This is a genomic window from Streptomyces tsukubensis (assembly GCF_003932715.1).
GTDB classification, from domain to species: domain Bacteria; phylum Actinomycetota; class Actinomycetes; order Streptomycetales; family Streptomycetaceae; genus Streptomyces; species Streptomyces tsukubensis.
This window is the reverse complement of record NZ_CP020700.1, coordinates 4,544,929-4,563,594: the sequence shown is the minus strand read 5'-3', so window position 1 is coordinate 4,563,594 and position 18,666 is coordinate 4,544,929. Positions and strand designations below refer to the sequence as shown.

The following is an 18,666-nucleotide window of genomic DNA, read 5'->3' as shown; positions in this document are numbered from 1 at the left end:
CACCGGGTCGGAAACGGCGCCGCTACACGACGCCCTCGGGCCGGTCGGTCACGTACGTGCCCCGCCCCGGAACGGTGTATACGAGACCCGCTTCCCGAAGAACGCCGAGCGCGCTCCGCGCCGTGTTCCGCGCGACCCCGTACCGCTCCGTGAGTTCCTTCTCGGACGGCAGGGGACTGCCCGGGGCCAAGTCGCCTCGCGCGATCTCGGCGGTCAAGTCGGCAGCGATCTGCCGATAAGGGGGCTCCGGGGCCCGGGGGTCGATTTCACGCGCTGCCATACCGCAGAGCGTAGCCACCGCCCTGTACCGTCACCCGACTAGACAGAGTTGAACAGGGCTAGACGGACCTATACAGGTTGGTCTAGCGTCAAACACGAAAACGCCCCGAGGGACCGCTTAGGACCGGTCCGCTCGGGGCTCCGCCGATCAGCTTCAAGGGAGCTGAAACGACATGCGCGACTCTATCGCCCGTGCATTCGCATGGGTGCTCTGCTTCTGCTTACCCGCTCGGGGACGACACCGCACCCCCGAGCCACCCGCACCGGTCGTCATCTGCACCCCCCGCAGCCCCGTCCCGGTTCATGTCCTCGCCCGGACCGTGCCCACACGCGAGCCGTTCCGCATCCCGCCCTATATGGCTCCGGAGCACATCGAACGGCGGCGAGAAGCCTGGAAGCAACGGGAACGCCGCTTGGCCGTCGTCCTCGCTCTCGCGGGGGTCGACTATCCGTACGTCGCCGAAGGCGTCCACCAGGTCACGAGGGGGGTGGCCGCATGACCCGCGATGCCCTTGTGAACGACACCCCGGAACCGCTCACCGCCTGGTGCGTGCACTGCGGACGCCGGACGTCCGCCCCTGTTGAAGTCGGGGTCATGGAGCGTGGAAGCAGTGCCCCGCTGGTCCAGTACGCATGCCCCGAGGACGCGGTGAGGTACGGCGCCGGGCCATCACCGGCCGACGAGATTCGCTAGGTCTCAGGGCAGAGAACAAGCCCCGTTCGGCACCTGCCGAACGGGGCTCCTCCTGCGCCCGACCGACGCTCTCCGAGTAGTTCCGTTACTCCAGATGACAGGCAAAGAAGGTCCCCACCCGGCGCCGCACCTCAGTGAGTGTCACCGCAGGGTCGCCGGGGCCGACGAGCGCGTTCCGCGCCGTCGCTGTCACAAGGCCGGAAGTCCGGAGCCGAGGGACGAACGAGCCGTAGTCGGTGAACGCCCAGTGGTTCGCGTCGGGGAGCAGCCTGCGGTGCCCGGGAAGGCTTGCCCAGGACGATGCGATACGGGCGGCACCATCGAATCCGTCGGTGCGGAACAGCAGCAGCGGCCGGCCGAGGCCGACCGGTGTCGGGTACACGACCGGTGTCGGGTACAGGTCGAGATAGCCCTCCAGGTTCGCCACCGCGCCGACCCTGCGGTCGCGGCGGGCCGCGTACACCGCCGCCGTGCCGCCTGCGGAGTGCCCGTACATCCCGATCCGGCGCAAGTCCACAACCGGTGCGAGCGGCAGGTCGTCGAGCCGGTCCACGACCAGGCGGAGGTCCGCGATCCGGGTGTCCACCATCATGCGGAAGGTCGCCGGATCCGGGGGTCCGATCAGGACGGTCGTCCGCATTCCGGTGGGCAGCTCCACCTGAGAAGCGTCACCGGGATGGTCGACGAGGACGACCACCCGGCCGTGGCTCGCCAGATCCTCTGCGAGGGTCGTGCCGAGCGTGCGGGAGTCACCACCGCCGGGTGAGTACACCAGCACCGGCCGCCGCCCGGGCAGCGGCGGCGCGCCCATGTACCCGTGAGTGAGGACCGCGCCCCAGTCCACCGTTCCCGGCTCCGGCAGCCCGGGACGGATACGGGGCGCGAGGCCGGCGAACTCCCTGGCCTCGGCCGGGGTGAGCTGCGGAGCCCGGGAGAAGCCGCGTACCGATCGGGCCGGGTACAGGACGGTCAGCATCAACTCCCGGACGCCGCCCACCCATGGGTCGGTCCGGGACGGGTCCGTCAGATGGACCCTCTGCATGCCTACGGGGTACGGGCCGACGGGCGCGGGCAACCGGAGGATCGAGCCGTCACCGGAGGCTGACGCAGCCGCGGGCAGCAGGGCGGCGGCACCCCCGAACAGCGTGCCTTTCAAGAGAATGCGTCGAGAAGTCATACGAACATCCTTGAGGCGGGGGCCATCACGGTGCGAAGGTTCAGGCCCTGGCCGAAAGGCCGGCCCAGGGCGAGGAGCCGTGAGAGTGCTGCGCATCCACTTCACCGCAGAGGACTTCGTCCGGATCCGCTTCACACCCCGCCCGGCACCGCTCCAGGAGCTGCACGCCGCCCTGACGACAGCCGTGGCCCAGCGCGGCGGGCCGCTGTTCGCGCCGTGGCGCGGACGCGTCCTGCGCTCCCTCCCGACCGCAACCGGCCCGCTCGCCGAACTGGTTCCGGCGGGCCGCCCTCCTTCCTTCCTCGACGTCCTCGGCGACACCATGGCCGACGGCTTCGAACAGATCCGCGCCACCGGCCCCACACTCGTCCGCTCCGAGCTGGAACGGGTCTACGGGACGATGCCCGCACCTCGCTGGGTCCGTGACCTGCACGCGGGCGACGAGACTGCCTGGCGCACCCTGCACCGCGCCCAGCAGGCCGCGTACCAGACGGTCCTCGCCCCGGTCTGGTCCGTCGTACAGGATCTGCACCGTGAGGAGTTCACCCGCTACGCCCTGACGGTCGCCGAGCACGGCGTGGCCGCCGCCTTGACCGGCCTGGCCCCGGGCAGCCGGCTCCACGAGGGTGTGTGGGAATGGCCCGGCGCAGCGCCGGACCGCGATGTCCGCCTCAACGGGCGCGGCCTGGTTCTGCTGCCCACCTTCCACCACCCGGCGGGCCCCCTTCTCCACGACACCCCGGGCCGTCCTGCGGTCCTGACGTACCCGGCCGGTCCCGGGCTCCCGCCCACCGCGGGGCGCCCGGCCGTCCCCGCCGAGGCCCTGGCCGCCGTCCTGGGTCGCACCCGGCTGGACGCCCTGCGCCTCCTCGCCGAACCTCACACCACGACATCCCTGGCACGCGCCCTCCACGTCAGCAACGCGACGGCCTCGTCCCACGCGGCGGCGCTCAGATCGGCGGGCATGGTGACAACGACCCGCACAGGCCGCTCGGTCACCCACCGGCGCACGGCCCTCGGCACGCTGGTTGCGGGCGCCTGACCGCCGTAGTTCGCCACAGGACGGAGCCTGGCGAAACGGCGTGGTCCGTGGCGGGCTACGGCCGGGCGCCCGCCGTTCCACGGCGATCGTCGACTGCCGCCACGAGCGGCCCCGGGAAAACGCCTGTGGCCGAAGGGGACCCGGCACCTAGCATGATCCGTTATGCCTTCCAACCAGCACATAGTCGAGCAGGCCCTGGAGCGGATCGACGCGGGATACGTCTTCCCCGAGAAGACCGCCGCCGTCGAGAGCATGATCCGGGACCGTCTCGCGGACGGCGCCTACGAGGGGCTCGACGGGCCCGCTCTCTGCGAGGCGGTGACGGAAGATCTCCAAAGGGCGTGTCCGGACAGGCATCTGCGGCTGCTCTGGACCGAGGAGCCGCGGTCGTTGGAGCCCGTGGACGACGACGGAGGGGACGCCGCGTTCCGCGCGCTGCTCCGGGCCGAGGGGCAGGGGATTCACCGCGTCGAGCGGCTGGAAGGGAACATCGGGCTCATCGAGCTGCGGCGGATCGCGACCGCCGTCGAGGGCGCGAGGGCAATCGGCGCGGCCATGGAGCTGGTCGCGGGCACCTCCGCGCTGGTACTGGACCTGCGGGCCTGCCGCGGCGGGTCCCCGGAAGGGGCCGCGATGTGGTGCAGCTACTTCTTCCCGGACGACCAGGTGCATCTGAACGATATCTACGACCGGTGTACGGATACGACCCGCCAGCTCTGGACGGCCGGGCACCTTCCCGCACCGCGCTACCTGGACCGCCCGGTGTACGTACTCACCGGCGAGGCCACGTTCTCCGCGGCCGAGGACATCGCCTACACCCTCCAGGCCCACGGCCGGGCCGTCGTCGTCGGCGCGACCACCCGGGGCGGCGCCCACCCCACGGACCGCCACCCGATCACCGAGCACATCCTGGTGACGGTACCGACGGCACGGACCATCAGCACTGTCACGGGCACCAACTGGGAGGGCGTGGGGGTCGCCCCGGACGTTCCGGTCCCGGCGGGCCAAGCCCTCGATGAGGCGCTCAAGACCGCCCTGGGCTGAGCACCGACGAGCCCGCGCCCCTGGCGCTCGGATGATGTGGGGCATTGTCCCCCTGGTCAAGTGGGGTGTCTCGGGAGGGGGGTGCAGGGTCGCCCCCGCAGTGGGCTGCGACAAGGAGGGTTCGCCGGAGGGCAGTGCATCGCAGGCCGCGAGGAGGTGAGCCCGGAGGCCACCGACCCGGCCGCGCCTGACAAGGCCCCGGGCCTACCCCACGGGGTAACGCGACTCGACCAGCGCAGGGCCCGCACACCACAGGTGCCCGCACCCCCGGGCCTTCGGGGACCCTGCACATCGCAGGGCCCTGCACCGCAGGGGCCGGAAGCCCCAGGCCCCCAGCGGCGCGGGGTCAGCGGGCCATGATGAGGCTCATCGCCTCCGCGCGGGTCGCCGGGTCGCGGAGCTGGCCGCGGACCGCGGAGGTGATCGTCTTCGCACCGGGCTTGCGGACGCCCCGCATCGTCATGCACATGTGCTCGCACTCGACGACCACGATCACGCCCCTCGGTTCGAGGATCTCCATCAGGGAGTCCGCGATCTGGGTGGTCAGGCGCTCCTGGACCTGGGGGCGGCGGGCGAAGACGTCGACCAGGCGGGCCAGCTTCGACAGGCCGGTGATCTTGCCGTCGGCGGACGGGATGTATCCGACATGGGCCACGCCCACGAACGGCACCAGGTGGTGCTCGCAGGAGCTCATCACCTCGATGTCCTTGACCAGGACCATCTCGTCGTGGCCCAGGTCAAACGTGGTGGTGAGAACATCCTCGGGGCGCTGCCAGAGCCCGGCGAATATCTCGCGGTACGCCCGGGCCACCCGCGCCGGGGTCTCCAGCAGCCCCTCCCGGTCGGGGTCCTCACCGACCGCGATGAGCAGCTCGCGGATCGCGTTCTCGGCGCGCTTCTCGTCGAACTCGCCGATCGGATGCGCGTCGCCGTCCAGCGTCACCGGGTCGGTCATCAGTGCCTCGTTCCTCGTTGCTCCGCACGGGCGTGCGAAATGCCGCGTCCCCCCAGGCTAAAACCTGGGGGGACGCGGCAGCCATCCCGGGGCGGGGTGTGACACGGGCGACACGGCCCGTTCACCCTTTCCGTCAGCTGGGCTCGGGGCGGTCCTCCGGGGCCACCTCAAGGCCGGGGCCCGTGGTGGTGTCGGGGGTGCCGTTCGCTCCGGCGGTGTTCGTCAGGGCCAGCTCCTTGGGGGAGAGGACCGGCGGCCGGGTGGAGGGCGTACGGCGGGAGGATCCGGTCCACGCGGGGCGGGCCGGGCGCTTGACGATCGGCCGGAAGACCTCGGCGATCTCCTCCTTGCCGAGGGTCTCCTTCTCCAGCAGCGCGAGAACCAGGTTGTCGAGGACGTCGCGGTTCTCGACGAGGATCTCCCAGGCCTCGTTGTGCGCGGTCTCGATGAGCTTCTTGACCTCTTCGTCGACGAGCGCGGCGACCTCTTCCGAGTAGTCGCGCTGGTGCGCCATCTCCCGGCCCAGGAAGGGCTCGGTGTTGTCGCCGCCGAACTTGATCGCGCCGAGGCGCTCGGTCATGCCGTACTGGGTGACCATCGCCCGGGCGGTGGCGGTGGCCTTCTCGATGTCGTTGGCCGCGCCGGTCGTCGGGTCGTGGAAGACCAGCTCCTCCGCCGCGCGCCCGCCCAGCATGTACGCGAGCTGGTCGAGCATCTCGTTGCGGGTGGTGGAGTACTTGTCCTCGTCCGGCAGAACCATCGTGTAACCGAGGGCCCGGCCGCGCGACAGGATGGTGATCTTGTGGACCGGGTCGGCGTTCGGAGAGGCCGCCGCGACCAGGGCGTGACCGCCCTCGTGGTACGCGGTGATCTTCTTCTCCTTGTCCGACATGATCCGGGTCCGCTTCTGCGGTCCCGCGACCACCCGGTCGATCGCCTCGTCCAGCGCGTGGTTGTCGATCAGCTTCTTGTCGCTGCGCGCGGTGAGCAGCGCGGCTTCGTTCAGCACATTGGAGAGGTCCGCACCGGTGAAGCCCGGGGTGCGACGGGCGACGGCGCCCAGATCGACGTCCGGGGCGACCGGCTTGCCCTTCTGGTGGACCTTGAGGATCTCCAGACGGCCCTGCATATCGGGGCGGTCGACGGCGATCTGCCGGTCGAAGCGGCCCGGGCGCAGCAGCGCCGGGTCGAGGATGTCGGGCCGGTTGGTGGCGGCGATCAGGATGACGCCGCCCTTCACGTCGAAGCCGTCCATCTCGACCAGCAGCTGGTTGAGGGTCTGCTCGCGCTCGTCGTGGCCGCCGCCGAGGCCCGCTCCGCGGTGCCGGCCGACGGCGTCGATCTCGTCGACGAAGACGATCGCGGGTGCATTGGCCTTGGCCTGCTCGAAGAGGTCGCGGACCCGGGAGGCACCGACACCGACGAACATCTCGACGAAGTCGGAGCCCGAGATCGAGTAGAACGGGACCCCGGCCTCACCGGCGACGGCGCGGGCCAGCAGGGTCTTGCCGGTACCGGGCGGGCCGTACAGCAGCACACCCTTGGGGATCTTGGCACCGACGGCCTGGAACTTGGCCGGCTCCTGGAGGAACTCCTTGATCTCGTGGAGCTCCTCGACGGCCTCGTCGGACCCCGCCACATCGGCGAAGGTCGTCTTGGGGGTGTCCTTGGTGATCAGCTTGGCCTTGGACTTCCCGAAGTTCATCACTCGGGAGCCGCCGCCCTGCATCTGGTTCATCAGGAAGAGGAAGACCAGCACGATCAGCACGAACGGCAGCAGCGAGAGCAGGATCGAGACGAACGGGCTCTGCTTCGAGGGCGAGACTGTGTAGCCCTTGGAGATGTCCCCGGCCTCGAACTTCTGCTGGAGCTTCGCGGCGAGATCGGAGCCCTGGGTCCCGATATAACTCGCCTGGATCTTGGAGCTGCCCTTGATCTTCTGGCCGTCCTTCAGCTCGGCCTTGATGATCTGGTCGTCTCCGGTGGTCAGCTTGACCTGTTCGACCTGGTTCTTGTCGATCGCCTGAATGACCTGGCCGGTGTCCACCGTCTTGTAGCCGCCCGAGGAGCCGACGACCTGCATCACCACGACCACGGCAAGGACGACCAGCACGATCCACATGACCGGCCCACGGAAGTATCGCTTCACGTCCATCCATACGGGGCGGACTCGCCCCGTTCCTCCTGCCCGTAGGTAAATGCTGCTGTGAGAAAAGACTGTTCTTCGGAAGGTACCCCAGCTTGACAACCGTGACCGCACGGTACGGCGACAAACCCGCCCTCCCACGCATCAACGGCGAGAGGGGCCGGTTGGTTCCCACCGGGTTTCCCGGCGGGAACCGGGCGGGGGCGACGAGGGGGCTTCAGCCGCCGTAGACGTGCGGCGCGAGGGTGCCGACGAAGGGGAGGTTGCGGTACTTCTCGGCGTAGTCGAGGCCGTAACCGACGACGAACTCGTTCGGGATGTCGAAGCCGATCCACTTCACGTCGATCGACACCTTTGCGGCATCCGGCTTACGCAGCAGCGTGCAGACCTCGATCGACGCGGGCTCGCGCGATCCCAGGTTCGACAGCAGCCAGGACAGGGTCAGTCCGGAGTCGATGATGTCCTCGACGATCAGGACATGACGGCCCTTGATGTCGGTGTCGAGGTCCTTGAGGATCCGGACGACACCGGAGGACTGGGTGCCCGCGCCGTACGACGACACGGCCATCCAGTCCATGGTGACCGGGCTGGACAGGGCCCGTGCCAGGTCCGCCATCACCATCACAGCGCCCTTGAGGACACCGACGAGCAGGAGGTCCTTGCCCGCGTACTCCGCGTCGATCTTCGCGGCCAGCTCCGCCAGCTTCGCGTCGATCTCTTCCTTGGTGATGAGCACCGACTGGAGGTCGGTACCCATGTCCTTCTCGTTCACGCGGTCGCTTTCTGTCTCGCCGGGGGAGGCGCTGGTGACCCCGGACGCCGGGGCGCCTCGGCCTGGTCGGCCGCGGGCCTTGTCAGCCTTGCCGGATGACAAGTCTGCCACTCTGCCGGCGGGCCTCGACGCGGCCCGGCAGATTGATGGCACCCTGGCCCCGCCAGCCGGTGATCAGCCGGTCGACTTCCTCGATATGGCGGGCGAACAGCGAACCGGCGGGCGAACCGGCGTCGATGACGGCGCGGCGCAGCACCCGGCGGCGGACGGCGGGCGGCAGCGCGTACAGCTTGGCGCACTCCAGATGCCCGGTTTCGTCCCGTACGGCGGTGTCCGCGTCGGCCGCCCAGGTGTCGAGGGCGTCGGCGTCGTCGCGGGAGAGCTGGGCGGTACGGGCGAGGGCTTCGACGACGCCCTTGCCGAGCGCCTTCTCCAGCGCCGGGAGGCCTTCGTGGCGCAGCCGGGAGCGGGTGTAGGCGGGGTCGGCGTTGTGCGGGTCGTCCCAGACGGGCAGCGCCTGGACCATGCACGCCTTGCGGGCGGTCTGCCGGTCCAGCTCCAGGAAGGGGCGGCGGTAGCGGCGGCGGTGGCCGGAGACGGCGGCCATTCCGGAGAGCGACCGGATGCCGGAGCCCCTGGCGAGTCCCAGCAGGACGGTTTCCGCTTGGTCGTCGCGGGTGTGGCCGAGGAGTACGGCGACCGCGCCGTGGCGTTCGGCGGCGGCGTCGAGCGCGCCGTAGCGGGCGTCGCGGGCCGCGGCCTCGGGGCCGCCGTCCCGGCCCACCCGGACGGAGACCGCCTCGACGGGGTCGAGTCCCATGGCGGAGAGCCGGCTCGCGACCTCGGCGGCGCGCAGGTCGGAGCCGTCCTGGAGGCCGTGGTCGACGGTGATGCCGCCGGCGCGGATATTGAGTTTGCGGGCCTCGAAGGCGAGCGCGGAGGCGAGCGCCATCGAGTCGGCGCCGCCGGAGCAGGCGACGAGCACCAGCGGGCCGGTGGCGGCGGTGGCCGCGGCGTGGGAGGCGGGGGTCGAGGGGCGCGGCAGCGCGGATACGGGCGCGGTCGCGGCGGCTTCGGGGAGCCGGGACGAGGGGGCCGGGGGGTGGTCGAGGCGCAGGGGCCGCTCGGGGCGGAACGCCGGGGCGGGGCGGCCCTGATCGGCGGGGCCCGTCGCGCCGGGGGCGGTGGTGGTCCCGGCGGCTGCGGTGCCGGGCTCCGGTGACCGGGCGGTCCCGGGTCCGGCGGTGGCGCCGACTCCGGCCGGTGCTCCGGCCGCGATGCCGGTGCCCGTGCCCGTGCCCGTTGCCGTGGAAGTGGCTGTGGCGGTGGTGGCCTGGGCCGTTGCCGTGGTGGTTGCCGTGGTCGCCTGGCTTGCGGCGTATTCGGTAAGAATGTCGTGGAGTACGCGGCGGACCGCCAGGCGTATCGCCGCGACCGCTGGATGGGGACCCATATCCGGTGCCCTTCGTGGAGAGGTTTTCGGGAGGGGGCCTCTGGGGGCGCCTCCGGCTGGCGTTGCGCTGCCGACTCAGAAATCGTCACTCAGAGTGCGTCGATGGTGACAGAAGCGGGCCGTTCTCCGAGCATCGCACGCCTATCCCCGGCCCTACGGTCCCTCGGACGGGTGATGCTGTGCCCTCCAGGGGGCGGCTCCCGCCCCCCTGACGGCGTACGCCCCTGGTGCGCTCATGACTCCGTCTTCCCGTGCACCCGCGCGACCCAGTCCGCCGGTTTGGCGATCTCCGTCTTGGTGGGGAGGGTGTTCGGGGAGGTCCAGACCCGGTTGAAACCGTCCATGCCGACCTCCTGGACCACGGCCCGGACGAACCGCTCGCCGTCCCGGTACTGCCGCAGCTTGGCGTCCAGCCCGAGCAGCTTGCGCAGTGCCACGTCCAGTCTGCTCGCCCCGCGCGCCCGGCGCTGCTGGAACTTCTCCCGGATCTCGGCCACGGACGGGACGACCGCGGGGCCGACGCCGTCCATCACAAAGTCGGCGTGGCCCTCCAGGAGGGACATCACGGCCGTCAGCCGGCCGAGGGTCTCGCGCTGCGCCGGTGTCTGCACCAGCTCCACGAAGGAGCGCCCGCTGTCGTTCTCCTCGCCCTCCGGGCGGGCGCCCGCGAGCGACTGGGCGGCCTCCCGCAGCCGCTCCAGCACGGTCATCGGGTCGACCTCGGTCTGGTCCAGGAACGACTGGATCTCTCCTTCGAGGTGGTCGCGCAGCCACGGCACCCCGGTGAACTGGGTGCGGTGGGTCTCCTCGTGCAGGCAGACCCAGAGCCGGAAGTCGTGCGGGTCGACGTCCAGTTCCCGCTCGACGTGCACGATGTTCGGCGCCACCAGGAGGAGGCGTCCGCCGCCGTTGCCCGCGGGGAGGTCCCGGGTGGGCGGGGCGAAGGTCTCGTACTGCCCGAGGACCCGGGACGCCAGGAACGACAGCAGCATGCCCAGCTCCACGCCGGTCACCTTGCCGCCGACGGCGCCGAGTACGGCGCCGGTGGGGCCGGTGGGCCTGCGGTCCTGCATCTTCGCCAGCAGCGGCTGGAGGAGCTGGCGGAACCCGGCGACGTTCGCCCGGATCCAGCCGGCCCGGTCCACGACGAGGACGGGGGTGTCCTCGGGTTCGTGCGTCACGGGGATCATCCGGGTGAAGCCCCGGACGTGCTCCTCCGAAGCCTTGGCGTGCCGTCGGAGCTCGGCGACGACGGCGCGGGCCTCGTCCTTGCTCACGTCGGGGCCGGGGCGTACGAAGCGGGTCGCGGTCGCCACGGCGAGATTCCAGTCGACCATCTCGGTTCCACCGATGCGCGTCATGGCGTCAACGGTACGTGGTCCCCTCCGGGGAGGTCGCAGGTTGTTCCAGGGCCTCGGGCCCGGGGTCCCCCGGTCCCCCGGGGCGGGGGGCGGTGGGCGGGGCGCCCGCGCGTTGGGCCTCCGGCCCGGGGGGCGGCGCGTTGCGGGGTGCGGGAGGCCTGTGCGGCGCCGAGCGCCCGGCGTGGTGCTGTAGTGATGCGGCCGCGGGCCGCCGGTGGGTGTTCGCGCAGTTCCCCGCGCCCCTAGGTACTTTCCTCCAGGTCCTCCGTAGGGCACCGATCCCCGGCTGGGGAAGGTCGCGATGCGGCCGCGGGCCGTGGGTGGCTTGTCGCGCAGTTCCTCGCGCCCCTGAGTGCTTCCCCTCCAGGTCCTTCGGAAGAGCACCGATCCCCGGCTGGGGAAGGTCGCGATGCGGCCGCGGGCTGTGAGTGGCCGGGGGGACGTCGGACCGCATAGGCCCGGCTGGGCGCGGGGCGTCACATCCGGCCGCGGGGAAGCGACCCGCGCACGTCACCCCGGCCACCCGCAGGGTCACCCGCGCCGGTCAGGAGGTCAGCGCAGCTGTCAGGCGGTCCAGGGCGGGTTGGGCTTCCGTCGGGGAGCGCGTTTCGTTTGCCAGGAACGCGAAGCCCAGCAGCGTGCCGTCGGGGGACGGGACCGTGCCGGACAGTGCGTTGACGCCCGTCAGCGTGCCCGTCTTGGCCCGGATCAGACCGCTGCCGGGCGCCGTGCCGGTGTGGCGGGACTCCAGCGTGCCGGTGAAGCCGCCGACCGGGAGGCCGGTGAGGACCGGGCGCAGGCCCGGGTGGGCCGGTTCGGCCGCCCGGGTCAGCAGGGCCGTCAGCAGGCGGGGCGTGACCCGGCCCGCCCGGTCCAGTCCGCTGCCGTCGGCGAACCGGGCCCCCGCCAGCGGGACCTTCAGCACGGCGAGCTGCTGCTGCACCGCCCGGCCCGCTCCGGCGAAGCTCGGTTCCTCGTGCCGGGCGATCGCGGTCTGCCGGGCGAGAGATTCGGCGATGTCGTTGTCGGACCGGGTGAGCATCTGCTCGACGACATCGGCCAGCGGCGGCGACAGCACCTCGGTGAGCGGCTTCGATCCGGCGGCCGGGCGGCCGGGAGCGGTGTCACCGCCGACGGCGATGCCCTCCTTCTCCAGGAGCTCCCGGAAGACCCTGGCGGCGTCCCCGGCCGGATCCGCGACCCGGTCCGCCGCGCCCGTGGACCCGGGGTCGGTCCGCCCCTGGTCGACCATCAGCGGGGTCACCCGGGCGATGTTCCCGTTGACGCCGATGGGGTGCAGATCGGGGCCCCGGTAGGCCGAGGTGTCGTAGCCGAGGGTCACCGCGGTGACCTTGCGCGCGCGGAGGTCCCCGGCGGTGCGCCGGGCGAGGGTGCGCAGTCCCGCCCGGTCGAGGGTGGCGTCGCCGCCGCCGACCAGCGTGAGCGTCCGGGCGTCGGGCGTGGCGCTGACCGTGGTGGGGATGCGGTGGTACGGCCCGAGGGCCGAGAGCGCCGCCGCCGCGGTGGCGATCTTGACGGTGGAGGCGGGGATCATCGTCCGGTCCGCATCGCGTCCGTACAGCTCCCGTCCGGTCGTCAGGTCGACGACGGACACTCCGGGTCGCGGCCCGAGCCCGCGGTCGCGCAGGAGCGGTTCGAGGCGGCGGGCGAGTTCCCGGGCCGGATTCCCGGCGGCTTCGCCGCGGCCGGCGGTCGCGGGCGCGGGTGCGGTGCCGAGCGCGGTGAGGACGGGCGGGGCGCTGGGCGCGGGTGCCGGGCCCGCGGGTCTGCGGTGGCCGCCGCCGGGTTCGGTGCGGGCCTCGGCGGCCCGGTCCAGCTCCGCCGTACGCCGGCCGGATTCCCAGGGTCCCGCCGCGGTGACGGCTCCGGCGGCCAGGACCAGTCCCAGCACGGCGGCACCCGTCGCGAGCTGCCACGTTCGGATGTCCGGCACCTCGCACCAGCCCCTTTCGCGATCACACACCTGCGTGAGAGACACTTAATCACCAGAACTGCGTCTTGCCGCGAACATGGCACCCCGGTCGGCGGGCCGAGACCGCCCGGCCGGGGGTCCGGGGTTATTGCCCGGAAGGGCACAGCACCACCCTGACGTACCAGACGTATGTGTTGATCATGGAGGAGCCACCCGTGGAGTTCGACGTCACCATCGAGATCCCGAAGGGTTCGCGGAACAAGTACGAGGTCGACCACGAGACGGGCCGTATCCGCCTGGACCGTCGGCTCTTCACCTCGACCAGCTACCCGGCCGACTACGGCTTCGTCGAGAACACCCTCGGCGAGGACGGCGACCCGCTGGACGCGCTCGTCATTCTCGACGAGCCGACCTTCCCGGGCTGCCTCATCAAGTGCCGGGCCATCGGCATGTTCCGGATGACGGACGAGGCGGGCGGCGACGACAAGCTGCTGTGCGTCCCGGCATCCGACCCGCGCGTCGAGCACCTCCGCGACATCCACCACGTCTCGGAGTTCGACCGCCTGGAGATCCAGCACTTCTTCGAGGTCTACAAGGACCTGGAGCCCGGCAAGTCCGTCGAGGGCGCGGACTGGGTCGGCCGCACCGAGGCCGAGGCCGAGATCGAAGCCTCGTACAAGCGCTTCGAGGCGCACGGCGGCCACTGACCGCGAGCCGTACGCCGGCGTGTGCGGGCGGGACACCCTCGGGGTGTCCCGCCCGCACTGCTGTGTCCCGAGGTGTCCCGGGCGGCGGGAGGGGCAGGCGTCATCCCGGGGTCGTCGCCTGCGCGATCCCCGCACATACTGATCGGAACGAGGAGTGAAGGAAGGGAAGGGGCGTGGCCGAGGAGTCCGGAGCGGCACGTGACAGGGACGAGGGCGAAGGCACCGGCGAGGGTACGGACGGCACGGGCGAGGGTACGGACGCGGGTGGGCCGCCGTCCGGGTCCGATGCGGACGCGGGTACGGGCTCGGGTACGGGCTCGGGTACGGGGTCCGGTACGGCGAAGTCCGGCGCCGACTCCTACCGCCCCCGGCCCTCCGAAGCGCCGCCCGCCGACGACCACCCCTCCTCCGAGTTCTCCGTCCCCGACGGCATCGCGCCGCCCGAGGGGGCCGAGGAGGAGCACACGACGTCGGAGTTCGCCGTGCCCACCGGGGTCGCCGAGCCCGCCGTGGCGGAGCAGGAAGGTTCCGCCTTCGCCACGCCGTCCACATACCGGGCGCGCCGCTCCCCCACCGCCTTCACGCCCGCGGACGGCATCCCCAAGGTCACGCTGACGAAGGACGCGCCCTGGCAGGACCGGATGCGCACGATGCTGCGGATGCCGGTCGGGGAACGGCCCGTTCCGGAGGTCGTACAGCGGCACGACGAATCCGGGCCCGCCGTGCCCCGGGTCCTCGACCTGACCCTGAGGATCGGCGAGCTGCTGCTCGCGGGCGGGGAGGGCGCCGAGGACGTCGAGGCGGCCATGTTCGCGATCTCGCGCTCGTACGGGCTCGACCGCTGCGAGCCGACGGTCACCTTCACCCTGCTGTCGATCACCTATCAGCCGTCCCTGGTGGACGATCCGGTGACGGCGAACCGGACGGTACGGCGCCGGGGCACCGACTACACGCGGCTGTCGGCGGTCTTCAAGCTGGTCCACGACATCAGCACCCCGGACACCGAGGTATCGCTGGAGGAGGCGTACCGCAGGCTCGCGGAGATCCGCCGGAACCGGCACCCCTTCCCCGGCTGGGCGCTCACCCTCGCGGGCGGGCTGCTGGCGGGGGCGGCGTCCGTCCTCGTCGGCGGCGGCTATCTGGTGTTCGTCGCGGCGGCCGTCTCGGCGATGCTGGGCGACCGGCTGGCGTGGCTCTGCGCCGGGCGCGGACTGCCGGAGTTCTACCAGTTCGTGGTGGCGGCGATGCCCCCGGCCGCGATGGGGGTGGCGCTGTCGCTCTCCTCGCTGGACGTCCGGGCCTCCGCGGTCATCACCGGTGGCCTGTTCGCGCTGATCCCGGGGCGGGCGCTGGTGGCGGGCGTCCAGGACGGGCTGACCGGCTTCTACATCACGGCCGCCGCCCGGCTGCTGGAGGTCGGGTATCTGGTCGTCGGCATCGTCACGGGCGTGCTGAGCGTGCTCTATCTGGGCATCGCGCTGGGCGCCGAGCTGACCCCGGAGACGGCACTGCACACCGTGGAGCGGCCCGCGGTGCAGTTGCTGGCGGCGATGGCCCTGGTGTTCTGCTTCGCGATCCTGCTCCAGCAGGACCGGGACACCGTGCTGCTGGTGACCCTGAACGGCGGGGTGGCCTGGTCGGTGTACGGGGCCCTGGCGCTGACCGCGGACGTTCCGCCGGTGGCGGCGACGGCGGTCGCGGCGGGTCTGGTGGGCCTGTTCGGGCAGATGCTGTCGCGCGCGCAGCACGCTTCGGCCCTGCCGTACATCACGGCGGCGATCGGTCCGCTGCTGCCCGGTAGCGCCACGTACTTCGCGCTGCTGGCGATGGCCCGCGGCGAGCTGAACACCGGGCTCGCTTCGCTGTCGAAGGCGGTGGCGCTGGCACTGGCGATCGCCATCGGGGTGAACCTGGGAAGCGAGCTGTCCCGGCTGTTCCTGCGGGTTCCGGCGGTCGCGGCCGGTCTTCCGGGTCCGTCCCTCCGCCGCCGCGCGGCGAAGCGGACGAGGGGCTTCTAGACCGGTTCCGGGCGGGCGCGGGGGTGTCCCGGCGCCCGTCCATGGCGTGGTCCCGCGCGGGACCGCAGTCCCGTACACAGGTGTACGCAGACGGCGAGAGCCGCGCCCGTCACGTCGACGGGCGCGGCTCTCGCCGTCGTACTGCCGCGCCTCAGCGCTTCGCGTGGCGGCCGCGCGGCCCCGGGGCGTCGGGGGTGTCACCCGCCGGGCCTCCGGGCTGCTGCGCCTCCTCGGCACGCGCCTTCTTGCCCTGCTTGCGGGCCCGCAGCAGTTCGATCACGATCGGGAGCACCGAGAGCGCGACGATCAGGATCAGGATCGCCTCGATGTTCTGGTGGACGAACTCCACATTGCCGAGGGCCGCGCCCAGCAGGGTGACGCCCGCGCCCCACAGCACACCGCCGACGATGTTGTACGTGATGAAGGAGCGGTAGTTCATCCGGGAGACGCCCGCGATGATCGGGGTGAACGTCCGCACGATGGGCACGAAGCGGGCCAGGACCAGGGACTTCGGCCCGTACTTCTCGAAGAAGTCGTGCGCCTTCTCCACGTTCTCCTGTTTGAAGAAGCGGGAGTCGGGCTTCTTGAAGAGCGCCGGGCCGACCTTGCGCCCGAAGAGATAGCCGACCTGGTCGCCGATGACGGCGGCGAGGACGATCAGGGTGCAGACCGCCCACAGCGGCAGGGTGTCCAGCTTGCCGCTGGTCACCAGCAGGCCGGTGGTGAAGAGCAGGGAGTCGCCCGGCAGGAAGAAGCCGATGAGGAGACCGGACTCGGCGAAGACGATGATCAGTACACCGATCAGGCCGAAGGTACCGATCAGATAGTCCGGGTCCAGCCAGCTCGGGCCGAGCGAAAGGGTAGTCACGAGGTCCGGGCTCCTGTGAGAGTCGTCGGAGTAGGAGAGGGACGGGTTCGCGCGCGTCGAACGGGGCGCGACAACTGCCGTTCGGCCAAAGCTATCAACGCATCGGCCCCGTAAGGCGTTCCTCCGGCCTTCCCGGGATGCACGCTGCCCTCCGCACGGGAAAGCTTGTGCGGTACGGGCGTCCGCCCGGGCGGACGGCCCGGCGGCGGACCGTCGGACGAAAGGCGAACGAACATGGGCATCACGGATTACGGCGGCGGCCAGGCCCCGTCCTCGGACGTCCTCGTCGTGACCACGAACGACGTACCCGGCTACCGGGTCCGGCAGGTGATCGGGGAGGTCTTCGGGCTGACCGTGCGCTCGCGCCATCTGGGCAGCCAGATCGGCGCCGGTCTGAAGTCGATGATCGGCGGCGAGCTGAAGGGGCTGACCAAGACGCTGGTGGAGACCCGCAACCAGGCCATGGAACGGCTGGTGGAGCAGGCCAGGGCGCGGGGGGCGAACGCGGTGCTGATGTTCCGGTTCGACGTGACGGAGGCGGCGGACGTGGGGACGGAGGTCTGCGCCTACGGCACGGCCGTGGTGATCGAACCCGCCGATACGGTGTAGGCCGCATCCCGGCCCTCCCCTTGGGCCCTGTCTGCATCCTCCGGTTACGCCCTTCGGTGCGGCTCGCGTTGCGGGCCCCCCGCCCCCGTACCAGCCTGGGTCCGACGGCCCCGCCGGGGCCGCGCGGCGCACGCACGTGCGAAAGGCGGCAGACGCTGATGGCACTCCACAAGGGCGCGGACACCTCCGGCGGCGACTCCCGGCAGGAGCACCGACGGCGCGAGCTGTCGCTCAACCCGTTCTACGGAGAGGCCAACCCGGTCAGCGGAATGGAGGAGGCGCCGCCCACGCACCGGCTTCCCGACGGGCCGCTGCCGCCGATGACCGCGTACCGCATCGTCCAGGACGAGCTGATGCTCGACGGCAATTCGCGGCTCAACCTCGCCACCTTCGTCACCACCTGGATGGAGCCGCAGGCGGGCGTCCTGATGGACGAGTGCCGCGACAAGAACATGATCGACAAGGACGAGTACCCGCGCACCGCCGAACTGGAGAAGCGGTGTGTGGCGATGCTCGCGGACCTGTGGCACGCGCCGGACCCGGCCGGCGCGGTCGGCTGCTCCACGACCGGGTCGAGTGAGGCCTGCATGCTGGCCGGGATGGCGCTCAAACGCCGCTGGGCCAAACGGAACGCGGACCGCTATCCGTCGTCCGCCCGGCCCAATCTGGTGATGGGCGTCAATGTGCAGGTGTGCTGGGAGAAGTTCTGCACCTTCTGGGAGGTGGAGCCGCGGCTGGTGCCGATGGAAGGCGAACGGTTCCATCTCGACCCGGAGGCCGCTGCCGAACTCTGCGACGAGAACACGATCGGGGTGGTCGCCGTCCTGGGCTCCACCTTCGACGGCTCGTACGAGCCGGTGGCCGAGCTCTGCGCGGCGCTCGACGAACTCCAGCGGCGGACCGGCCTCGACATCCCGGTCCATGTGGACGGCGCGTCGGGCGCAATGGTGGCCCCCTTCCTCGACGAGGACCTGGTGTGGGACTTCCGGCTGCCCCGGGTGTCGTCCATCAACACCTCGGGCCACAAGTACGGGCTGGTCTATCCGGGTGTCGGCTGGGCGCTGTGGCGGTCGGCGGCCGAACTGCCCGAGGAGCTGGTGTTCCGGGTCAACTACCTGGGCGGCGACATGCCGACCTTCGCCCTGAACTTCTCCCGGCCCGGGGCACAGGTCGTCGCCCAGTACTACACGTTCCTGCGGCTGGGCCGGGACGGCTACCGGGCGGTCCAGCAGTCGGCCCGGGACATCGCCACCGGGCTGGCCGCGAAGTTCGGCGAGCACGACGACTTCCGGCTGCTGACGCACGGCAACGAACTGCCGGTCTTCGCGGTGACCACGGCACCGGACGTGACCGCCTTCGACGTCTTCGACGTCTCCCGGCGGCTGCGCGAGTCCGGCTGGCTGGTACCCGCCTACACCTTCCCGAAGAACCGGGAGGATCTGGCGGTGCTGCGGGTGGTGTGCCGCAACGGCTTCTCGGCCGATCTGGCGGAGCTCCTGGCGGAGGACCTGGCCCGGCTGCTGCCGGAGCTGCGGGCGCAGAGCGGACCGCTGTCGCGGGACCGGGGGAAGGCGACCGCGTTCCACCACTGAGGCGCGGCGCGGCCGG

The 18,666-nt window shown here is 71.5% G+C and carries 16 protein-coding genes; 7 read left to right on the top strand and 9 right to left on the bottom strand.

Features of this window, described 5'->3' with window-relative positions:
• Nucleotides 1–22: 22 nt before the first annotated feature.
• The gene (locus tag B7R87_RS18675) at nt 23–280 is read right to left on the bottom strand and encodes a GntR family transcriptional regulator (RefSeq protein WP_040915101.1); all 258 of its coding nucleotides are present in this window, start codon (nt 278–280) and stop codon (nt 23–25) included.
• Nucleotides 281–452: 172 nt separating this feature from the next.
• On the opposite strand from B7R87_RS18675, the gene B7R87_RS18670 reads away from it, so the two are divergent.
• Nucleotides 453–779 (top strand): hypothetical protein, encoded by a 327-nt coding sequence (locus B7R87_RS18670; protein ID WP_078902203.1) that lies wholly within the window; start codon nt 453–455, stop codon nt 777–779.
• A gap of 279 nt (nt 780–1,058) precedes the next feature.
• Here the strand turns inward: B7R87_RS18670 and B7R87_RS18665 are convergent, their stop codons facing one another.
• Nucleotides 1,059–2,015 (bottom strand): alpha/beta hydrolase family protein, encoded by a 957-nt coding sequence (locus B7R87_RS18665; protein ID WP_233168874.1) that lies wholly within the window; start codon nt 2,013–2,015, stop codon nt 1,059–1,061.
• 220 nt (nt 2,016–2,235) lie between these two features.
• On the opposite strand from B7R87_RS18665, the gene B7R87_RS18660 reads away from it, so the two are divergent.
• Both B7R87_RS18660 and B7R87_RS18655 read left to right on the top strand, forming a co-directional pair.
• Entirely contained in the window at nt 2,236–3,192 is a 957-nt protein-coding gene (locus tag B7R87_RS18660) for an ArsR/SmtB family transcription factor (RefSeq protein ID WP_006347512.1), read from the top strand.
• Nucleotides 3,193–3,354: 162 nt separating this feature from the next.
• Nucleotides 3,355–4,236, top strand: coding sequence for a S41 family peptidase (locus tag B7R87_RS18655; RefSeq protein WP_006347513.1), 882 nt, complete (start codon nt 3,355–3,357; stop codon nt 4,234–4,236).
• A gap of 346 nt (nt 4,237–4,582) precedes the next feature.
• Here the strand turns inward: B7R87_RS18655 and folE are convergent, their stop codons facing one another.
• From folE to dacB, 6 genes are all read right to left on the bottom strand, one after another.
• Nucleotides 4,583–5,191 carry a GTP cyclohydrolase I FolE gene (folE, locus tag B7R87_RS18650; RefSeq protein ID WP_006347514.1) on the bottom strand — a complete coding sequence of 203 codons (609 nt, stop codon included), beginning with the start codon at nt 5,189–5,191 and terminating at the stop codon, nt 4,583–4,585.
• Between the two features lie 133 nt (nt 5,192–5,324).
• A complete protein-coding gene (gene ftsH / locus B7R87_RS18645) occupies nt 5,325–7,346 on the bottom strand; it encodes an ATP-dependent zinc metalloprotease FtsH (protein WP_006347515.1) in 2,022 nt (673 codons plus the stop codon).
• 208 nt (nt 7,347–7,554) lie between these two features.
• On the bottom strand, nt 7,555–8,094 hold the full coding sequence (hpt, locus tag B7R87_RS18640; RefSeq protein WP_006347516.1) for a hypoxanthine phosphoribosyltransferase: 540 nt from the start codon (nt 8,092–8,094) through the stop codon (nt 7,555–7,557).
• A 97-nt stretch (nt 8,095–8,191) separates the two neighbouring features.
• Complete coding sequence (gene tilS / locus B7R87_RS18635; RefSeq protein ID WP_233168873.1) at nt 8,192–9,562, bottom strand: tRNA lysidine(34) synthetase TilS; 1,371 nt, start codon at nt 9,560–9,562, stop codon at nt 8,192–8,194.
• Nucleotides 9,563–9,795: 233 nt separating this feature from the next.
• A complete protein-coding gene (locus B7R87_RS18630) occupies nt 9,796–10,923 on the bottom strand; it encodes a zinc-dependent metalloprotease (RefSeq protein ID WP_006347519.1) in 1,128 nt (375 codons plus the stop codon).
• Nucleotides 10,924–11,467: 544 nt separating this feature from the next.
• Nucleotides 11,468–12,877, bottom strand: a complete 1,410-nt coding sequence (gene dacB / locus B7R87_RS18625) for a D-alanyl-D-alanine carboxypeptidase/D-alanyl-D-alanine endopeptidase (RefSeq protein ID WP_130584947.1) — start codon at nt 12,875–12,877, stop codon at nt 11,468–11,470.
• 194 nt (nt 12,878–13,071) lie between these two features.
• On the opposite strand from dacB, the gene B7R87_RS18620 reads away from it, so the two are divergent.
• Complete coding sequence (locus B7R87_RS18620) at nt 13,072–13,563, top strand: inorganic diphosphatase (RefSeq protein ID WP_006347521.1); 492 nt, start codon at nt 13,072–13,074, stop codon at nt 13,561–13,563.
• Nucleotides 13,564–13,736: 173 nt separating this feature from the next.
• A complete protein-coding gene (locus B7R87_RS18615; protein ID WP_006347522.1) occupies nt 13,737–15,581 on the top strand; it encodes a threonine/serine exporter family protein in 1,845 nt (614 codons plus the stop codon).
• A gap of 151 nt (nt 15,582–15,732) precedes the next feature.
• Here the strand turns inward: B7R87_RS18615 and B7R87_RS18610 are convergent, their stop codons facing one another.
• The gene (locus tag B7R87_RS18610; RefSeq protein ID WP_006347523.1) at nt 15,733–16,449 is read right to left on the bottom strand and encodes a DedA family protein; all 717 of its coding nucleotides are present in this window, start codon (nt 16,447–16,449) and stop codon (nt 15,733–15,735) included.
• A gap of 234 nt (nt 16,450–16,683) precedes the next feature.
• On the opposite strand from B7R87_RS18610, the gene B7R87_RS18605 reads away from it, so the two are divergent.
• Both B7R87_RS18605 and B7R87_RS18600 read left to right on the top strand, forming a co-directional pair.
• Nucleotides 16,684–17,058, top strand: a complete 375-nt coding sequence (locus tag B7R87_RS18605) for a YbjQ family protein (protein ID WP_006347524.1) — start codon at nt 16,684–16,686, stop codon at nt 17,056–17,058.
• Nucleotides 17,059–17,216: 158 nt separating this feature from the next.
• The gene (locus B7R87_RS18600; RefSeq protein WP_006347525.1) at nt 17,217–18,650 is read left to right on the top strand and encodes a glutamate decarboxylase; all 1,434 of its coding nucleotides are present in this window, start codon (nt 17,217–17,219) and stop codon (nt 18,648–18,650) included.
• Nucleotides 18,651–18,666: the final 16 nt, after the last annotated feature.